Here is a 15076-nt window from a genome sequence, read left to right as displayed (position 1 = left end):
CTCATACATGAACCTAAAAATAAAATTTGAGGTAATATCAAGGAAGATAAAAGAGAAACATTTATAAATTAACATTTATAAATTAACATTCGAATATTAACATCAGAAACGAATATTATTTTGCATAATTTGTTTTGATTGATACATCAAAGGAGCAATTCAAAATGGAATTTAATAAATTAATAACTACACGAAGAAGTATACGCGGATTTACCGATGAAATGATACCAATTGAAGTTCTAAAACGAATTTTTGAACAAACGCGCCTTTCTCCAACATGGGCAAATAAACAAGGAGTAAAATATGTTTTGGTAAGCGACCCAAGCAAAATTGAAATCATTAGGGAAGCTTCTGAACAAGAGTGGACGAAATCAGCAAACGTATTTGTGGTTGTCTGCATAGATCCAAAGGATTCAGGAAAGAATCACGATGGACTGCAATATTTTCCAGTAGATGCTGCAATCTGCCTAACTCAATTGATATATTCTGCAACTAATGAAGGTTTGGGTACTGTATGGATGGGTTGGTTTAAAGAAGAACCCATTAAAAAAGCATTAAACATTCCTAAGGAGACCCGAATAATCGGAATGACTCCCTTAGGTTATCCCAAATATAAGCCAAAAGAACAAAAACGCAAAGATTTGCAAGATTTTGTGTTTGGTGACGATTATGGAAAGGTATGGAAAGGTTTACGATAAAAATAAAGAATAAGAAAACTTACAAGTTGAGCAATTCATGAAAAAATCAAAAACACTCATCATATTAGGAAGCCCGCGGAAAAAAGGTAATACAGCAATTTTAGCCGAAAAAGTTTCAGAAGGCATCATTAAGGCGGGAGGCGAAGTCGAATCAATTTTTCTTCATAACAAGCAAATTAAGCCGTGTTCCCATTGTAATAGTTGCAAAACTAAAGAAGGATATAAATGTAGCATAAAGGATGATATGCAAGAAATCTATCCAAAAATTCGAGAAGCTAAAACAATTATTTTGACTTCTCCAGTTTATTGGTTTAATTATACGGCCCAATTGAAATTATTTATTGATCGATGTTATACAAATAATTATTCCAAGAATTATGCTTTAAAAAATAAAGATATAGGAATTATAATGACCTATGGAGCATCGACTTTGCAATCTTCAGGAGGAATTCATGGAATTAATTCACTCAAAGAGATGTTTGATTATACAAATTGCAATATCCTGAAAATACTCCATGGTTCGGCCTACGAGGCAGGAGAAATCCGATCCAATCAGAAACTGATGGATGAAGCATATCAATTTGGCTTTCAAATCGGCCATTCCTCAGATAAACAAAATCTTTCACTTCATAAATGAACCTCCAAGTTGGTGATATAAAAAATCTTTTTTGCTATCGTACCTTCTTTCAAGATCCCGATAAAGGAACATCGGGAATAATCACATTAGGGAAAAAAAGATGGCAAATATTTTATTACAAATCTTTCTAATATTGTGTTTGGTAGGAATCATTATCATTCTCTTCTTTGATAAAGGGGATTATCTAACCTACACAGTAATAATTTTGATTGTTGCGATTTTGGTATGTTCCTTGGTTATTCCAGAAGCCAGAAGTGTAAATACCTATATTTTGGCTATTCGTTGGGAAATTATTCTATTTCTGGTCTGCATGGTAGTTAGTATTGAAATTTTAGAGCCCTTTTTTGAGGAATTAGCTCGAAGAATTCTCCAAAAAAATATTCTAAATCAAAGAATTTTCTTTTACACTCTGTGTATTTTTTCGATATTTTTAGCCAGTGTTATAGAAGATCTATCAGTTAGTATCATTATTTTACCCTTTGTAATCAAACTCTGTCGCAAATCCGAAATTTCACCGCTTCCATATTTATTTGGGGTAACAATTTGCATCAACTTAGCCGCAACGATAAGTCCATTTGCTTCAGCAGAAAATGTGCTCATTGCAAACGATTTTCAGCTAAATTTTATGTGGTTCTTTCAAAATATGGGGCTTTATTTTCTTATAACTACGGTGTTTACTTTGATTTTTTTGGATGTTTTCATTCTCAGAAAAAAAATCAAAACTCATTATAATCAACGCCTTACCGATGGAGAAGAACACTCAGACCTCCATTTCGCTTCACTTTCACTTATTAAAGAGATTAAAGAACATTCAACAGAATCTCCAATAATTAGCAGTAATCTTTTTCTTGCCAATAGTGTTGTTTTAATTTTATACTTTATAGGGCTAGTTTTAATTGAAAATTTTGTTTTAGTGGGGATAATTATATTATTAATTCTGACGATTATCAATCCGGTTGGGGAAGAAACATCAAAAAAACACCCCGATCTAATATTTCATGCTAAAAATGCAGACTTCAAATTAATTTACTTCTTTATTTGTTTTTTCATCTTGGAAACTTTGATGGAACTCAATGGTATTATTGACATGATTGCTGAAATATTACTAGCTCAACAAAATCAATCTATTATAGTCCTTGTTATCATTTTAATGGTAATTGTCAGTGTTTTATCCGGTTTAATCGATGATGCCCCAGTCACAATTATATTTCACCCTGTAATCGTTGACTTGCTCAGCACTTACCCGGAATATGAAATACATATCTTATTTGCATTCATTATTGGGATAAATATTGGAAGTAATATTCTCCCTCAAGGAACCGCGAGCGATTTGATGGCATTGGAGATAGCTCAAAAAGAACGAGTGGTAGGCTTCAATTACTTGAAACTGGTTAAAGTTGGAGGATTATTTGCGATTTTTCATTTGATAATCGCTGGAATCTTCTTGGTATTTATGGTGTAGAAGGAATAAAAAAAAGTTATATTTGTGAGGTCATTTGTAAGATCTCTAATCCACCAGATTTATCCGCTACATAAATATAATCATTTACAATATAAGAACCTAAAGACAACCCTTCATCATAAAAGGACCCAATAACTTTTGGATAACGCGGATTTGAAAGATCAAGTACTTTAATCCCAGCATCACTTGTTGAAACGCATGCAATTTCACCTTTAATTGTAATTACTGACGGATTTGCACCAATTTTTACATTTCGTAATAATTTGGGGGATTCGGGAGTTTCAATGCTGAATAAAAGGACAGATTTTTGATTTGGAATATAAAGAAAATCATTGGACACATCCATCCACATCATCCCTGATTCTTCATAATAGGAAAGTTCCACAATATCTGTTGGATCACTCACATCAACAACATAAAGTCCATTTTCAGCATCGGTTAGATATGCGATATTGTCTCGTACAAAAACATCTACATGATGACCCACTGATCCATAGTTAAACGAACCCAGCTTTGTTAAGTGTGTAGGATCAGAAATATTCACAATTTCAAGTCCATCAACTTGATCAATAATATACGCCGTATCATTCACAATGTATAAGTCATCGATTTCTCCTGGGTCATTATATCTGGAAATAAAAATGGGTTGAGAAGTATTTGATACATTCAATAATACCAGTCCTCTATTATGGTCAGTAATGTAAACTATTTCATCACTAACGAGTAATTGATGATTTCCACTTACCCCATAAGATGAAAGAAGAACAGGATTGGATGGATCACTGACATTAATTATTTTTAGTGCATTGGCTTGCATATCTGAAACATATGCAATTCCATCCACAACTTCTACATCGCAAGTATCACCTCCAGTCTCAATACTTCCAAGCTTCGAGATAAGTAGGGTTTCCTTTGGGTTTGTAATATAAATAATTGTAATCACAGAAGCAATTACAATCACGAGAAAAACAATTATGGTCATTTTTTATTTTTTTTGTAATGTTTTAAATTTCATCAGCTTCACCTATAAATAGCGAATTTATCAAAGAATCGGAGTATTAAAAAAATAATTTACCTTCTGAAACCCCTGGTTCATAAAAGTTAGGAATAGTATGTCAAAAATGTAATTTTGATAAAGGGGATTTCTGAACATTTATCCTATTATGATGATAGTAAAAAGGAAAACAAGGATTTACATAATTAAAGCACCAAGTACTCAAAGTATAAAGAATAATTTGATAGAGAAGAAAAAAATGACACAATCTAATCAACCTACTTTCGACATCTTAAAAAAAAGTATCCTAAGTCAACCGAGAATGATGGGAACAATTGGAGAAGAAGAAACGACTACATTTCTACTGGATTTTTTAAGTCAAAATAGCATAGAAGCGTATACAGAAAACATCGAATGGTCCACAGCTTCAGTTAATGGACGCAAACTAATGTTTATACTATTAGGATTATTTGGAATTTTAATTAATTTTACCCTCAGAATTATACCACCCACCAACGGAATCCTTTCAATTTTGTTGATCCCAATATCATTTCTGGGCCTTATGCTTTTTGGAAAAGAATTAAAAGCAGACAAATTCAAATGTTTAGGAAAATCCGCAATTGGGAAAAATGTGATCTGTGAATTTCCTCCAATTAGGCATGAAGAAGTAAAACCCACAATAATTTATTTAACTGCCCATTCTGATAGCGTTGCATCAAACTTGCCCAAATTTTACATTAAATTTATGATCGGAATGTTTTTTGGATTTCTATTGATTTTGTTACTTACTTTAGTATCCAGCATCATTTCATTAGTATATTTCTTCCGAGATAATATTTCTACCAACCTTGCTATTAGAATTTTAAATGTGATTATTTTAATTTGCACCATTTTGGTAATTCTCATTATTATATCTAATATGTTTGCCAAACGAATAAATACGAGTCCCGGAGCATGCGATAATGGAAGCGGATCTGCAATACTTTTAAGCTTAGCAAAATTTTTCAAAGAGCATCCCGCTAAAAACGTACATCTAAAGTTTATTTGGTGTACAGCAGAAGAATGGGGTTTATTTGGATCGAAGGGCTATGTGAAGACTCATAAACAAGAGATTGTTGAAAATAAAGACAATTCTTATGCTATTAATGTAGACATGGTCGGGTCCGAACTTGCTTACCTAGATAAAGCAGGACTTCTGAAGAAAAAACCAATAAACACCAAATTAAATGTACTTATTGAAAAATCTGCTGAAGAACTCAAAATAGAAGCAAGAAAATTTAACTCTCCGATAGGAGGAAATAGTGATCATGCATCCTTCAAGAAAGAAAAGGTAGAAGTCTGTTGTTTCTTAGCAAAGAATGATACTAAAATAATCCATAGTAAAAAAGATACGATAGATTTGGTTAAACCAGAAAAATTAGAGGATGCAGTTGAATTGATTAAAAATTTAGTTCAAAAAATTGGAAATGGAGAAATAATTAGTAAAGATTGAAAACTTGATGGAATAATTTCAGTAAAACTTATTTCACTTTGTGCTATTTTTCTTTGAACCTTTTTTTGATCCTTTTTTTCTTCTCTTCTTCATATAGAATTGAACGATAGGGCTTCTGTATAAGCGGTAAATCCATTTATTTTTTCTTCCAGGTATTACAATAAGAGATTTTTTCTTTAAGGCAGCGAGTGAAATCGCAACAACATCTTTAACTGTCATCCATAATCGAGTTGGAATTCGAGATCGGTCAAAATCTGAGAAATGGCCAACTTCATGGAATTCTGTACGTGTAAAGCCTGGACAAAGCGCTTGTAGAATAATCTCGGTTTTATCCAACTCTTTTTGTAAATTTTCAAAAAAAGTAATTAAAAAGGATTTAGAAGCACTATATACAGAATTTCCCCGTGTGGGAGTAAAAGCACCTAAAGATGCAATATTAATAACTATCCCTTTATTATTCTGTTGCATTTGAGGTAAAATGGCGTGACAAAGATGAACTACGGCATTGATATGAAGTTGAATCATTTGGAAATGGGCTTCTAAGGACACAGAAGTAAATCCCCCAATAGTCCCAAAACCTGCCCCATTCACAAGAATATCAATCCCTTTTGTCTGATCCAGTTGATTAATACAAGATTTTACATCATTTTCGAGAGTCAGATCCGCTTTAATGTATGTGGCTTTGATATGATATTGCTTTTCAAGATCTAAGCATATTTCTTCTAATTTTTCTACTCTTCGTGCAATAAGAATTAAATTAATCTTATTTTCTGCAAATTGTTTGGCAAATTCTAACCCAATACCGCTAGATGCTCCAGTAATGACAGCCAGTTTATATTTCTTTAGATTAAAGTTAGATTTTTTAACCATATTCTATTGGAAGTGTGCTTTTTCCTTAAATATATGCCTAAACCTTCCTATTCGAAAAAGAAAAATAATCCGCACAAAAAAAGATAGAAGAACTTTGAGTATCCTATTGAAATTTTTGCATTTTTTTTAAAATAAAGCGGTCGAGCATTCTGGTGGGCATTTTGAGCATGAGTTGTCGCATCCAATAATTAGGTACAATAGCATATCGGGGTTTCGGGTTTTTTTTTGTCAAAATTTTATAGATTAGCGAAGCTATTTTTTCTGGAGGTAACCCAATATCACGGGCTGTTTGAACTGCCATAGAACCGATCCCAGAAGCCTCTTTTTTAAGCATATCACCATTATAATTTCCAAGTAAAGCTTCACCCTTATCCCAAATAGGTGTTTTTACCATCCCAGGTTCAATTATCACCACTTGAATTCCATATAGCAAAAGTTCTCTTCTTAAGGAATCCGTATAACCTTCCAAGGCAAATTTGGAACTAGAATAAGGTGCAAAAAAGGGATTAGCGATGATTCCGGCCCCACTTCCAATCATAACTATTTTACCCTTGGATTTCTTGATTAGAGGAAAGAATTGCTTTGTAACCCGATGAACACCAAAAAAATTCACATCAAATTGATGTTTTAGTTCCTCTACATCAAGATCCATAGTTGGTCCAGCATGAACAATTCCCGCATTATTTATAAGTCCAAATAAGCCAGTTTTTCGATCAGATATTTCTTGAAAGGCTTGTTCAATTTGTTCGTTCTTAGTTACATCAAGTTTAATGGGAATCACATTCGGAATCCTTCCTAAATCTTGGAGGTCACCCTCTTTTCGAGCACAAGCATAAATTGAATATCCTTTTTGTTGGAGAAATTCAGTAGCTACTCGACCTATTCCAGTACTAGCTCCAGTAATAAGAATCCATTGATTTTTCATCATGAGGGGTATTTTGATATCAATAAATTTAACTCTTTGGTACTTAGTGCTACTAATTTCCAAATAGAATTAATTTTTTACTCAACTATCTAATAAAATAGACTTAACTTTATTTCTTTAGAGAACAATTGGATAATTACAGCAATTGCAATTATTCCATATTTATTTATGTAAAAGATCCAAAAACTCATGTATTTACGGTCGAATAATTTTAAAATATGTTACCCATACCATGGACCATAAATTTGAATCGTAAATTGTTAATTTAAATTCATAAGACTATTTTCTATTTCGGGTAAAAGAACACCGAGGAAAAAGATGATACTAAAAAATTTTACTAAGAAAAGAATTGAAAGGAAAATAACCCCTCCTCTAGAGCATTTAATCTCAAGAAAATTATATCAAAAATCAAGCAATACTATGATCAATGCCAATGAATTAAGTTGGTTTGAATCAAATGCAACTTTCCCCTCATTAAAGTATAAAAAAACACCAATAGCAAGAAAAAAACTGATCGATGTTTTAGAAGCAATTCAAAGAGATGTTATTCAAGCCTTTCGACAAAATGGCAGTAAATAGCTCACTCATTTTTTTTGATCAAAATAAGTAATTAAGTTGAAAGTGAAGAAAATGCAACAAATCAATCCAAAAAAGCCTAAAATTAGTAAATATCGGAATGAAATCCCTGATCTTTTAAGATTTGAAGGAATAATCAGAGAAGAACAACAATCCAAGTTAGCAATTCGTTGTAGCAGTTGTAAATCATGCATGTATATTTCTTTCCATGATAGGAATGATGTTGAAGTTCAATGTCGATATGGATTTACTCGTATGAGTTTCAAAGAGATAATTCTTTTTTCAAGAACTTGTGAGAATTTTGAGCAACAAGAACATTTTTTTTAAGAGAAAAGAAGGGTTTTGTTAAGAAAGGGGAGATAACAAAGAAATTCTCTCTATTGTTTTACATTCATTTTTTCTCAATAACTGGACTATATTTAATATTAAATTCATCAAAGATATTATCTTATTATGGGAAAAGCAGTAGTATTATATAATTCTCGTGGCGGTAATACAGAAAAAGTTGCGAAAAACATTGCAGAAGGGCTTGAAGCAGATTGTTTTAATAATAAACATATTCCAAATCTTCAAGATTATGATTTAGTTGTACTAGGCTCATGGGTAATTGCAGGACGAATTAGTTTTGCTGGATCTCGATACATAAAGAAACTCTGGAAAAAGAATATTGAGGGAAAAAAAGTAGCATTATTCTTTACGAGTGGGGCTCCGGATGACATTAATCCAATGGGTGATAAGACCAATCCACGGTTAATTAAGGATATCATGTTTGAAGCGATGGAAAAAAAACTTACTACCAAAAGTCAAATAAGAATTCTACCCGAACGCTTTTATTCAAAGGGGGCTTTTCGGATGAGTAAAAATTCGACCCCAAAAGAACCTTTAGGCCATCCCTCAGAAGAAGAATTACTCCAAGCCAGAAAATTTGGAGAAAATTTAAAGCAATATAATTCCCCATCTAAAAAAGATAAATAACCACACATTCCTTCGGGATTCACCCCAAATGGAAGATAAATAACTATCCAGCTATGGTCAACATTACAAATGTCCAATTCAGGCAGTTTTTTCTTCTCAAAACCCCCCAAATTTAACCGTTTTTTTTTGGATCGACTTCTACCAAAAATACCCTACCCTCCAAGTTAAAATTTATGAGCTTGCTCTCTGGATTTAGGTTTTATCCTTTGATTGAGTGGTTTGCGAGTAAATTTTTTCCTTCTATTGCCATCTACTCACTGATTCGAAATTGGGCTTCAATTCATAGTTCTTGCAATTCGGAGTTAATTTCAGTTTCGAACCACAAAAAAACATTGACATGATACAATATAAAATGAAAAGTGAATCTTGGATGCTAAATAGTATCAAGTGAGAAGATAGAATTATAAATTACAACAAATTCAACCCAGAAAATCAAAAATGTGTATTATGCACGTAATTTCTCTCAGTGAGGTACTCTTGTCGGTCAAGAATTATTAAGCATAAATAATAGGAAATGATTTTTATGAAAATTTTTCGGATTATTTCATTATATAAAAAATTTTTAACTAAAAAGGATGTAATATAATTGGTTTTAATGAAAAGCGCAAAAATTCAATTACGAGCATGTATTTTTATCCTTTCAATTATGGTTCTATTCATTCAAGTTGGAAGTTTCGACTTCGATGACAATAATCAAAATGATGATATTAATGATAAGCAAACGATCATTTTTTCTGCAGGAATACACAATCCTATAATTATTGATGGAGATATTGAATTGGCTAATTTTATTTCAGAAGAATTCTTGAACGGTGATGGTTCTGAAGGAAATCCCTATATTATTGAAAATTACTCAATTAATGTTGATAATAATTATGGAATTCAAATAAGAAATACAAACGCAAATTTAGTTATCAAAAATTGTTCAATTTTAACAAATTCGGAGTATGGAACAGCCATCGAACTCTCAAATGTCAATAATACCCATATATATGAGTGTAACATATCTGAACAGACCTACGGGATAAGTCTTTTTAATTCAAATAATATCGCAATTCGGAATAATAATGTGACTATGAGTTTGATTGATGGAATCCATTGTTATAGATCTCAAAACATATCCTTACTTGAAAATAATATCAGTTTAAATCAAGATGGCATCTCACTCCATTTTACAAATAATGTTACAATGCAAAAGAATATTTTATTCGAAAATGATAATCGAGGAGTGTTAATTGGAACATCGAATAATATTTCGGTCGAATTTTGCGAGTTTTCTAAAAATAATGAAGGATTATCAAGTGATTCTTCTTCCCAACTCTTTATCTTACAAAATACTTTTACTGAGAATGGTTTAGGTGTATTCATCGAGGATTCATTAGATAACGATCTTATTCAGAATAATATTACCTTAAATGGTGAGGGAGTTTTACTTCTAAATGTAAGTAATAATCGAATTTTAGAAAATAATATTACTTCAAATTCGAACCAAGCATTTCTTTGTGACCAATCATCAAACACCACTTTTTCTTACAATAAGATTTCTAATTCAGTTATTGGTTCAGAAATGTATGATGTTGATAATTGGATAATTTCATTCAATAATATTTCACATACTAATATAGGTTTTGAATTATACAATTCAGTAGATTCATTGATTTCAAATAATTTAATTCAATTCAGTGAGATATTTGGAATTGAAATTCAAGGATCGCGAAATATTACAATCAACAATAATAATTTAAGCAATAACACTGAAGGAAATTTAGAATTATATAATTCTCACAATAATACAATCGCAGCAAATACTATGGATTATTCAGGAATAAGTCTGAGTAAATGTAAAAATAATACTATATATCAAAGCAATAAAATTATTGATAGACCCATTTATTACTATGAAAATATGGAAAGTTTATCAATTTCAAATTTGGAAAATCTCGGACAATTAATTCTCGTAAATTGTAACAATTCAAGAATTAATGCGCTAAACATTTCTAATGTAATGAATGCAATCTTCTTAGAATTTTGCCATAATACCAATATTAGCTCGATTATATGTGTGAACACTACAGAAGCAATAAAGCTTTATTCATGTGAAAGTATTTTTATTCAATCTAACAACCTCCTTAACAATTTTGATGGAATTTATATTGAAAAATCACGATCTATCACGATTCAAGAAAATATTATAAGAAAAAATTCAAATCATGGAATCCACATCCTAGAGACTGATTTTATTTCAATATCTGAGAATTATGTTAATGATTGTCAAGGCATGGGGATCATGGTGTCTAACTCAGATAATTCCACTATAATCGAAAATGAAGTTGGGAACAATACGGTAGGAATTGCACTAACGTATTCTCATACGAGTAGTATTTCAAAAAACATAGCATCAATGAGTACTGCTGGAATTGCACTATTTAATTCACTCTTTAGTACTATTTCCAATAATACAGTTCAATATAATCAATATGGGTTGTATTTATTTGGTTCCAATGACAATGAATGCCATTATAATTGTATCGAATTTAATTTGGAAATTGGTTTGATCTTAATAAACAGTAATAATAACACGATTTATAGAAATAATATTCAAAATAATCAGTTAATACAAGCGAATGAAACGGGGATGTGTGAAGGAAATGAATGGGATAAAAATGGTTTTGGAAATTTTTGGGGTGAAGAATATACATCCATTTATAGTGACGCGGAGAATAATGGAATTATCTGGAATATACCTTACAAAATTAGAGGTGAAGGGGATGGATTTGATAATTTTCCTTTAGTTTTCTCCGTCTCCATTGATAACAAGGCACCAATTATCATAAAATATCCATCAGATTTTAATATTGATGAAAATTATTTGGACACTATCATTTCTTGGATTGTGGTAGAGCTTAATCCAACTAATTACTCGATATACATGAATGGGACTGAAATAGAATCTGAAGCTATATGGACAAGTGGGGCAGAAATCACTTTTTCAATCCCAAATGGATTAGAACCTGGAACCTATGAAATAACTATTTTGATTTATGATATAAATGGAAATTCATCAAATAACACTGTAATCTTGACTGTCAACAAAGAAGAAATTCAAGCCAACACAACAGAGACATCTACAGAAGAAACGACCACAGAAAAAACAAATGTAGTTGAGGAAAAAAAAAATATTTCTGGTTTTTCCACATTACCAATGGTTTTATCATTACTCTTGGGAATTGTTATAAGAAGGAAAGGTTCAAAAAATAAAAATAGTACATCGTAATGAATTCTAACGGAGGTTTGTGAGGCAGTTCTCACTGTATCCATGCGATAGGCACAGTTTTTCAACCTATAATTAACTTTTTTCTTTTCTTCTCCCATTTGATCAGACATAATGAGAGGTTAATTAAAAATCGTATAGCTTTCCGTGATAAATATCTATTCCCTAAGACTCAATCAGTGAAGAAATAGACAATAGAAGGAAAAGAAGGTTAAAGAATTGGGAAAAAAAAAAGAACAAAACTTAGATATTTCTAAAGGAAAAAACACCCATATTTCTACCATTTCATATTTGATTTAAACCAAATTGTAATAATTTCTCCGTTTAAGACGAATTCCAAATGGATGAGCAGTTATCTATCTCATATGGACAGGGAATAATCATTAATTTCCTTTTTTCTCCTTTTTTTCTCTCTCTTTCTCAAACATTTTTGTTTAATTACTAGAAATGATTAGAATAAATTGATAAAAGATGCCAATCTCACCTGAAAACCTTACAAAAATCGAAAATTTTATTCGGAAAACAATGCGGAAAAAAAAGGTCCCAGGCCTTTCTATAGGAATAATTCAAGGAGATAAAGTATTGCACGCTCGTGGTTATGGATATCGCGATTTAGAAAAAGGACTTTCTATGACTGCAGACACACTAATAGGGATTGCGAGTGTAACTAAATCCATTACTGCTTTTGCCATTATGAAATTGGTTCAAGAAGGAAAACTTTCCTTAGAAGAAAGTGTGGCAACTTATCTTTCACGACCTCCCTTTTCCAACCATCCAGAAATTAAATTGAAACACTTACTGTCGCATTCTTCTGGAATTCCTGCTGCAGACGCCCAATTAGCCCAGATGTTTTATAATTTAGGCGATTTTAAAAATATTTATCCTGTTGCAACCAAAGATGACTTTTTCTACCATATTAGTGCCCCCGATGACTACAATCTCTTCAAACCTGAAGAAAAATTCTTCTATAATAATGATATGTTCACTTGTTTAGGCTTCATTATTGAAAACATAACGGGCAAAAAATATTCTGAATACATACAAGAACTAATTTTTGAGCCTTTACAGATCAAAAGAGCGACATTTTCAAAAGAAGAGTATGATCAGGATCCTTTGAACGATAAAATCGTTGGATATTTACCTAAGACTCAAGATGGTAAGCAATCTCTCAGGCGCGTAAATCTTTCTATGTATGAGTTTTTACAAGCTCCTGGCGGCTTAAATATTTCTGCTAATGATATGCTTAAATATGCCCAATTGATTTTAAACCGAGGAAAATGGGATGGAAAAGAAATTTTGACTGATGAAATGTTTTCCAAACTATGGGATCCAATTATTTCATGCCCTTATGGACTTACTCCCGAAGGAAAATATGCCTTAGGTTGGGTAATAGATGATAGTTATTTAGGGACTAAATTAGTCCACCATGGAGGAGGATTAGGAACGAGTTGCACATCTTTAATTTTAGCCCCTGATCTCAACCTTGGGATCTACGTAGGCCAAAATTCATGCAATATTTCCCCTTCAATAATCGCACGATATGCGCTTGCTATCATTTTGGGTAAGGATCCACACCAAGAATTGAAAGAATTACAAGTGGAACCCATTTTAGATGAAATTCAAGGTAAATACTATGCCCCTCATGATCTTTATAGTGCAGAAATACTGTTAGAAGGAGGAGTTCTTTGGGCTAAACTACAAATTGATGATGGAAGTCTAAAATTTCCATTGATACCTAAGGATATCTTGAATCTTACCTTCACCCTTGGATTGGCCCAACTACCACCTGTTCCCAAGATCCAATTTTATAGAGACAATAATACAGGTAAAATTAGCAGTGTAACTTACGACAGATATCTATACATCAAAAATTAACGTTAAAAAAAGGGTTCATTAATTTACCTGAAATCTGAAGGGATTTCAAAGGGATAAATGCTCATATTTTTTTTCTATTTCTTTTTGCAATATGTCAATGGTCATTTTCTTAGGATCGGTCATTATAGCCGCAATTGCACATCCTCCTGCCCCAACCCCTTCCTTTACCATTCCAGTTTCATAAACTCTTAATCCTTCATACTTTATATCTCCAAAGTTGAAATTTGCAGCCAAAATGGGAACCGTAGGATTGATTTGATTTATTAAATTTAAAATATCTGAACTTTCATCGTTAACAATCCACTTTGTCGTTCCTATAGCCACGTTTGAAATTAAATTAGGATTTAGATTTTGTGCAAGAGCGAGTACTGCTGCCATCTGAGTTCCACCAGCTAATAATACCGGAATTTTTCCAGATACACCAGAAATGATTCCCAATACTGCTGCTTGCATCGGATCACCAAAATATTTTATAGCATTAAGGGGATCTTCTTTTAAATCTCCTTTCTTCAGATTTCTTGCCTTTAAGCCACTTGTCACAATATCAATCTTTAATCGAGATGGATTTTCTGGCAAGGAACTACTTACTTTATTATTTGCATCATAACCTAACGCTGTAAGAACACCAAGAGCAGTAGTTGTCCCACCAGCAATTGATTCCCCAATCACAAGATAATTTGCAATTTTTGAGAGGTTTTTACCAAGAATTTCTCCATTAGCAAATATCTTTTCAGGGTTTTCAACAGCGCTACCAGTTGAAATATCACCCCCTGCATTTCCCCCTAAAGAAATAAAGGGAGCGGAAGGGAAAATATTCACACCTCCAATAACTGTGAGATGAGGAAAATCTAAATGATCAATAATCGCTTTAGTAATTATTCCAGGCGTGGGAATACCTGTAGGAGTTACTGGAACACCTTGGATACATTTACAGAATTCATAATATAAATACTCTATATCAGCTGCGGGAGTAAAATCAGTAATATTTGGATTCGCCCCAGCGGCAGAAATCCCAGGAATTTTCCCCGTTTCGGTGTTTCCAATCACAGTTACTAATAAAGGACTCTTTCCAACAATGTGATTTAGAAAAAGATCACATCTTCCTTGATTTCCAATTTTTAAAATTGAATCCATAATTTGTCAAAAGCATCATCATTTTTTAAACATAGGTAACTTATCCTATCCCAACACGTCGTTTTTTGAATAAAGAAGCACTTACATTTTTGATTTTTAGATGATTTTAAAATCGATAGCTCATGAAAGCCACCAAGTATTGCAAAAACATTTCAGATAGGGAAGTT

Annotated in this window: 13 protein-coding genes; 9 read left to right on the top strand and 4 right to left on the bottom strand. The window is 32.2% G+C overall.

Annotation, left to right across the window (positions count from 1 at the left end; all coding sequences use genetic code 11):
• Positions 1 to 164: 164 nt before the first annotated feature.
• From NEF87_RS24725 to NEF87_RS24715, 3 genes are all read left to right on the top strand, one after another.
• The gene (locus NEF87_RS24725) at positions 165 to 698 is read left to right on the top strand and encodes a nitroreductase family protein (protein ID WP_457917946.1); all 534 of its coding nucleotides are present in this window, start codon (positions 165 to 167) and stop codon (positions 696 to 698) included.
• A 37-nt stretch (positions 699 to 735) separates the two neighbouring features.
• Positions 736 to 1335 (top strand): flavodoxin family protein, encoded by a 600-nt coding sequence (locus NEF87_RS24720; RefSeq protein WP_457917945.1) that lies wholly within the window; start codon positions 736 to 738, stop codon positions 1333 to 1335.
• A 100-nt stretch (positions 1336 to 1435) separates the two neighbouring features.
• Positions 1436 to 2797 (top strand): SLC13 family permease, encoded by a 1362-nt coding sequence (locus tag NEF87_RS24715; protein WP_457917944.1) that lies wholly within the window; start codon positions 1436 to 1438, stop codon positions 2795 to 2797.
• 16 nt (positions 2798 to 2813) lie between these two features.
• Here NEF87_RS24715 and NEF87_RS24710 read toward each other — a convergent pair whose 3' ends face one another.
• Positions 2814 to 3779 carry an LVIVD repeat-containing protein gene (locus NEF87_RS24710; RefSeq protein WP_457917943.1) on the bottom strand — a complete coding sequence of 322 codons (966 nt, stop codon included), beginning with the start codon at positions 3777 to 3779 and terminating at the stop codon, positions 2814 to 2816.
• A 271-nt stretch (positions 3780 to 4050) separates the two neighbouring features.
• Between NEF87_RS24710 and NEF87_RS24705 the strand changes: the two genes are divergently transcribed.
• On the top strand, positions 4051 to 5283 hold the full coding sequence (locus tag NEF87_RS24705; protein ID WP_457917942.1) for a M28 family metallopeptidase: 1233 nt from the start codon (positions 4051 to 4053) through the stop codon (positions 5281 to 5283).
• 33 nt (positions 5284 to 5316) lie between these two features.
• On the opposite strand, the gene NEF87_RS24700 is transcribed toward NEF87_RS24705, so the two are convergent.
• Together NEF87_RS24700 and NEF87_RS24695 are read right to left on the bottom strand one after the other, a co-directional pair.
• The gene (locus NEF87_RS24700; RefSeq protein ID WP_457917941.1) at positions 5317 to 6153 is read right to left on the bottom strand and encodes an SDR family NAD(P)-dependent oxidoreductase; all 837 of its coding nucleotides are present in this window, start codon (positions 6151 to 6153) and stop codon (positions 5317 to 5319) included.
• A gap of 103 nt (positions 6154 to 6256) precedes the next feature.
• Positions 6257 to 7081 (bottom strand): SDR family oxidoreductase, encoded by an 825-nt coding sequence (locus tag NEF87_RS24695; RefSeq protein WP_371804134.1) that lies wholly within the window; start codon positions 7079 to 7081, stop codon positions 6257 to 6259.
• Between the two features lie 315 nt (positions 7082 to 7396).
• Here NEF87_RS24695 and NEF87_RS24690 point away from each other — a divergent pair, with 315 nt between their 5' ends.
• From NEF87_RS24690 to NEF87_RS24670, 5 genes are all read left to right on the top strand, one after another.
• Positions 7397 to 7657 (top strand): hypothetical protein, encoded by a 261-nt coding sequence (locus NEF87_RS24690; protein ID WP_371804133.1) that lies wholly within the window; start codon positions 7397 to 7399, stop codon positions 7655 to 7657.
• Positions 7658 to 7708: 51 nt separating this feature from the next.
• On the top strand, positions 7709 to 7981 hold the full coding sequence (locus tag NEF87_RS24685) for a hypothetical protein (protein WP_371804132.1): 273 nt from the start codon (positions 7709 to 7711) through the stop codon (positions 7979 to 7981).
• A gap of 126 nt (positions 7982 to 8107) precedes the next feature.
• Positions 8108 to 8629, top strand: coding sequence for a flavodoxin family protein (locus NEF87_RS24680; protein WP_457917940.1), 522 nt, complete (start codon positions 8108 to 8110; stop codon positions 8627 to 8629).
• A 595-nt stretch (positions 8630 to 9224) separates the two neighbouring features.
• Complete coding sequence (locus NEF87_RS24675) at positions 9225 to 11903, top strand: NosD domain-containing protein (RefSeq protein ID WP_457917939.1); 2679 nt, start codon at positions 9225 to 9227, stop codon at positions 11901 to 11903.
• A gap of 468 nt (positions 11904 to 12371) precedes the next feature.
• The gene (locus NEF87_RS24670) at positions 12372 to 13775 is read left to right on the top strand and encodes a serine hydrolase domain-containing protein (protein ID WP_457917938.1); all 1404 of its coding nucleotides are present in this window, start codon (positions 12372 to 12374) and stop codon (positions 13773 to 13775) included.
• Positions 13776 to 13820: 45 nt separating this feature from the next.
• On the opposite strand, the gene cobT is transcribed toward NEF87_RS24670, so the two are convergent.
• Complete coding sequence (cobT, locus tag NEF87_RS24665) at positions 13821 to 14909, bottom strand: nicotinate mononucleotide-dependent phosphoribosyltransferase CobT (RefSeq protein ID WP_457917937.1); 1089 nt, start codon at positions 14907 to 14909, stop codon at positions 13821 to 13823.
• Positions 14910 to 15076: the final 167 nt, after the last annotated feature.

This window comes from Candidatus Lokiarchaeum ossiferum (assembly GCA_025839675.1).
Lineage (GTDB): Archaea > Asgardarchaeota > Lokiarchaeia > Sigyniarchaeales > Promethearchaeaceae > Lokiarchaeum > Lokiarchaeum ossiferum.
The sequence above is the reverse complement of the archived record's forward strand: the minus strand, read 5'-3'. Positions and strand labels throughout refer to the sequence as shown.

Bases quoted from the DNA above. Each gene is read 5' to 3' on its own strand.
- NEF87_RS24670 (WP_457917938.1), top strand. From the start codon at position 12,372: ATGCCAATCTCACCTGAAAACCTTACAAAAATCGAAAATTTTATTCGG.
- NEF87_RS24700 (WP_457917941.1), bottom strand. From the start codon at position 6,153: ATGGTTAAAAAATCTAACTTTAATCTAAAGAAATATAAACTGGCTGTC.
- NEF87_RS24720 (WP_457917945.1), top strand. From the start codon at position 736: ATGAAAAAATCAAAAACACTCATCATATTAGGAAGCCCGCGGAAAAAA.
- NEF87_RS24675 (WP_457917939.1), top strand. From the start codon at position 9,225: ATGAAAAGCGCAAAAATTCAATTACGAGCATGTATTTTTATCCTTTCA.
- NEF87_RS24680 (WP_457917940.1), top strand. From the start codon at position 8,108: ATGGGAAAAGCAGTAGTATTATATAATTCTCGTGGCGGTAATACAGAA.
- NEF87_RS24710 (WP_457917943.1), bottom strand. From the start codon at position 3,779: ATGACCATAATTGTTTTTCTCGTGATTGTAATTGCTTCTGTGATTACA.
- NEF87_RS24725 (WP_457917946.1), top strand. From the start codon at position 165: ATGGAATTTAATAAATTAATAACTACACGAAGAAGTATACGCGGATTT.
- NEF87_RS24705 (WP_457917942.1), top strand. From the start codon at position 4,051: ATGACACAATCTAATCAACCTACTTTCGACATCTTAAAAAAAAGTATC.
- NEF87_RS24690 (WP_371804133.1), top strand. From the start codon at position 7,397: ATGATACTAAAAAATTTTACTAAGAAAAGAATTGAAAGGAAAATAACC.
- cobT (WP_457917937.1), bottom strand. From the start codon at position 14,909: ATGGATTCAATTTTAAAAATTGGAAATCAAGGAAGATGTGATCTTTTT.
- NEF87_RS24715 (WP_457917944.1), top strand. From the start codon at position 1,436: ATGGCAAATATTTTATTACAAATCTTTCTAATATTGTGTTTGGTAGGA.
- NEF87_RS24695 (WP_371804134.1), bottom strand. From the start codon at position 7,081: ATGATGAAAAATCAATGGATTCTTATTACTGGAGCTAGTACTGGAATA.
- NEF87_RS24685 (WP_371804132.1), top strand. From the start codon at position 7,709: ATGCAACAAATCAATCCAAAAAAGCCTAAAATTAGTAAATATCGGAAT.